Source organism: Streptomyces sp. WAC 04229 (assembly GCF_003947455.1).
In the GTDB taxonomy this organism is placed as follows: Bacteria; Actinomycetota; Actinomycetes; order Streptomycetales; family Streptomycetaceae; genus Streptomyces.
In genome coordinates this window covers 1-3,351 of the sequence record NZ_QHJH01000346.1, presented here as the reverse complement: position 1 = coordinate 3,351, position 3,351 = coordinate 1, and the positions used below count along the sequence as shown (strand labels likewise).

Sequence of the window (3,351 nt, the reverse complement as noted above, 5' to 3'; positions counted from 1 at the left end):
ACCCGGAAGCTAAGCCTTACAGCGCCGATGGTACTGCAGGGGGGACCCTGTGGGAGAGTAGGACGCCGCCGAACAATCATTGTATGAGAGCCCCGCACCGGGAACGGTGCGGGGCTTTCTGCGTTTATGAGGGTCTCACCAGTTTCGTGTCATAGGCCAGGATCACCGCCTGGACGCGGTCGCGGGAACCGGTCTTGGACAGGATGCGGCCCACGTGGGTCTTCACCGTCGACTCGGCCAGGTGCAGGCGCTCCGCTATCTCCGTGTTGGTCCAGCCCTGGCCCATGACCCGCAGGATCTCGGTCTCGCGGTCGGTGAGGGAGGTCAGGCGGGAATCGAGGGCGTCGTCGGGCTCGGCGGAGGCGTCCGGCAGGTGCTGGACGTAGGCGTCGAGCAGGCGGCGGGTGAGGCTCGGGGCGACCACCGCGTCACCCGTGGCCACCGACCGGATGCCGGCGAGGAGTTCCTCCGGCTGGGCGTCCTTGACGAGGAAGCCGGACGCGCCGGCGCGCAGGCCGGAGTAGGCGTACTCGTCGAGGTCGAAGGTCGTGAGGATGAGGACCCGGGTGCGGCCGCCGGTCGCGACGATGCGGCGGGTCGCCTCGATGCCGTCCAGGCCGGGCATGCGGACGTCCATGAGGACTACGTCGGGGTGGAGTTCGGCCGTCAGGCGGACGGCCTCGGCACCGCCCGGTGCCTCGCCCACGACGGTCATGTCGTCCTGGCTCTCCAGGAGCATCCGGAAGCCGAACCGCTGCAGGGGCTGGTCGTCGGCGATGAGGACGGTGGTCACTGCGGGATTTCCTCCGGTAGGTGCAGGTGGACACGCCAGCCGCGTTCGGGGTGCGGGCGTGGGCCCGCCTCGAGTGTGCCGCCGTACAGGGACGTTCGCTCGCGCATGCCGGGCAGGCCGCGGCCGCCGGGGCGGGCGGGAGACGGCGCGGCGCGGCCCGTGTCGGTGACGGTGAGGGTGACGGCGCCGCCGGCCTCGTAGGCGAGGTCGATGTGTGCGGTGACCTCGGGGCCGGCGTGCTTCAGGGTGTTGGTGAGGGCTTCCTGGATGACTCGGTAGAGGGTGAGTTGGCGGCCCTCGGGGAGCGTGGCCCGGCCGTTGATGCTCGTACCGACGGGGAGGCCCGCGCGGCGGACGCCGTCCAGGAGTCGGTCGAGGTCGGTGAGGGCGGGCTGCGGGGCGAGTTCGGCGGGGCCGTCCTGTTCGTCGTCGCGCAGGACGTCCAGCAGGCGGCGGAGTTCGGCGAGGGCCTGGCGGCTGGTGGTGCCGATGGCGTCCAGGGCCTGGGTGGCACGCTCGGGTGACTTGGCGGCCGCGTACCGTCCCCCGTCGGCGAGGCCGGTGATGACGGAGAGGTTGTGGCCGATGATGTCGTGCATCTCCCGGGCTATGCGGGTGCGTTCGGCGGCTGCGGCGAGCCGGAGCTGCTGGTCGCGTTCGGTCTCCAGGCGGTGGGCTCGGTCCTCCAGGACCTCGGTGTGGTCGCGCCGGGTCCGGGTGGTGATCGCGACGAGGGCGACGACGCCGATGGACAGGAGCATCGCTCCGATCTGCTGGTGCCAGGAACCGTCGTCGCCGTACCGGGCGGCGGTGACGACGGTCGGGGCGGTCACCAGAGGGGCCACCCACCACAGGGAGCGCAGGGGGCGGCGCAGGGTGATGTGGAAGACCAGGACGAGCTGGAGCAGGGCTGCTTGGAGCGCGGTGCCCGCCCAGGCGTTGACGAGGTCCACCGGGGCCATGAGGAGGAGTACGGCCACGGGGTGGGTGCGGCGCCAGAGGAGGGGGACCGAGAAGGCGAGGCTCATGGCGACGACGAGGCCGCCGGGCGCGTCGAGGCTGTGGGCGTTGTGGCGCCAGCCGCCGCTCGCGTAGTCGGTCAGCGCCGCGATGACCCAGAAGGCGGTGAAGTGCAGGTCCCACACGAGCGGACGGCGTCGGTCGAAGGCGCGCAGCCGCCGGGTGACGCGCTGGACGTACTCGGTGAGGGGTTCGGCCGCTCGGTCTTCCGGGACGGGCTTCACGGGCTCCATTCGACCATGGTCGGCGGCGAGGCGGGCGGGTGCGTCCGTCCGGGGGCCGTATATGAGGTGAGGGGCGTAGTACCCGGGTATTACGGTGGCCCGCATGAGTGCCTCGGTCCCCGGTGACTACGTGATCCGCTCCATACGCGCCGACGAGTGGCCCGCCGTGAAGGAGCTGCGTCTGCGCGCGCTGCGGGATCCGCTGGCGCACCTCGCCTATCTGCAGACGTACGACGACGCGGCTGCGCGGCCGGACTCGTTCTGGCAGGAGCGGGCGGCCAAGGCCGCTGAGGGGCGGACCGAGGCGCAGCAGATCGTCGCGGTGGGGCCCGGTGGGCTGTGGCTCGGCACGCTGACGGTGCTGATGGAGGAGGCCGGGACGAAGGACTGGGCCGGTTTCCCCGTGGAGCGGCGGCAAGGGCATGTCGTGGGTGTGTACGTGCGGCCCGAGTGGCGGGGGAGCGGACTGACCAAGGCGCTGTTCGCCGTCGGCCTGGAGTGGGCGTGGGCGAACGGCGCGGAGCGGGCGCGGCTCATCGTGCATCCGGACAACGGGCGGGCGCAGGGCGCCTACCGGAACGCGGGGTTCGTGGCGAGCGGGCGAACGGTGCCGCTGGAGGGCGGGCCCGGGGACCACGAGCTGGAGTTCGTGCTGGAGCGCTGACCCGGGCCCTACACGGGGAGTTCGTCGTGCGGCCAGCGGGCCCGGCCCTGTTCCCGGGAACGGAGCAGGGCCAGGGTCGGCATGCCGTGGTCCGCGCCGGTGGCCAGCAGCTCCGGGAGCCGGGGAAGCGGTGCCACGGCCGCGACGTCGTCCAGGACGAGGGTCATTGGTGGGTCGAGGCGACCGGAGGATGACCGTTCGGCCATGCGCCGGCCGCGCTCGACCACGCTGGAGACGAGCGCCGTCAGCAGCGGCATCGCGCCGGGGCTCGTGCGAGGGTCCTCGATGGATTCCCCCACCACGTAAAGGGTGCCCTGTTCGTGGACGAAGGAATCCAAGGCGAGGGCATCACTTCGGTTGGGAGTACAGGCCTCGCGGATGTTGACAGTGGAGAGGGCCGCGAGGACCCGGGCCGTCAACTGCTGTGCCATGTCGCGGCGTTCGGGATGGGCGGTGAGCGCCCCTTCGAGCTCGCCCGCGGAGCCGGGCGCGGCCTTGGGGTGGGTGCGCAGGACGCGTACGGCGTCCTGGATCTGCAGGCCCTGGGACCAGCGGTGGACGTGGCGGATGGTGCGGCCGTCGATGGCGGCGGCGTGGAGGTAGCTGCGCAGCAGGAGTTCGGCGGTGTCGCTGACGACCTGGTCGAGGCG

The 3,351-nt window shown here is 72.0% G+C and carries 4 protein-coding genes; 1 reads left to right on the top strand and 3 read right to left on the bottom strand.

The annotated features are described in order from the left end of the window. Nucleotides 1-124: 124 nt before the first annotated feature. Complete coding sequence (locus DMH12_RS37865) at nucleotides 125-793, bottom strand: response regulator transcription factor (protein ID WP_125495786.1); 669 nt, start codon at nucleotides 791-793, stop codon at nucleotides 125-127. Continuing rightward, a complete protein-coding gene (locus DMH12_RS37860) occupies nucleotides 790-2,046 on the bottom strand; it encodes a sensor histidine kinase (RefSeq protein ID WP_260474495.1) in 1,257 nt (418 codons plus the stop codon). The genes DMH12_RS37865 and DMH12_RS37860 overlap by 4 nt, the downstream gene beginning before the upstream one ends. Nucleotides 2,047-2,140: 94 nt before the next feature. On the opposite strand from DMH12_RS37860, the gene DMH12_RS37855 reads away from it, so the two are divergent. Further along, nucleotides 2,141-2,701 carry a GNAT family N-acetyltransferase gene (locus DMH12_RS37855; RefSeq protein WP_185832775.1) on the top strand — a complete coding sequence of 187 codons (561 nt, stop codon included), beginning with the start codon at nucleotides 2,141-2,143 and terminating at the stop codon, nucleotides 2,699-2,701. 8 nt (nucleotides 2,702-2,709) lie between these two features. Here the strand turns inward: DMH12_RS37855 and DMH12_RS37850 are convergent. Then, nucleotides 2,710-3,351, bottom strand: a 642-nt coding sequence (locus DMH12_RS37850) for a type IV secretory system conjugative DNA transfer family protein (RefSeq protein ID WP_221763161.1), incomplete at its 5' end; no start/stop codon positions are given.

What these genes read in the sequence shown, in the direction of transcription:
- DMH12_RS37860 (WP_260474495.1), bottom strand. Translation starts at nt 2,046, where the DNA reads ATGGAGCCCGTGAAGCCCGTCCCGGAAGACCGAGCGGCCGAACCCCTC.
- DMH12_RS37855 (WP_185832775.1), top strand. Translation starts at nt 2,141, where the DNA reads ATGAGTGCCTCGGTCCCCGGTGACTACGTGATCCGCTCCATACGCGCC.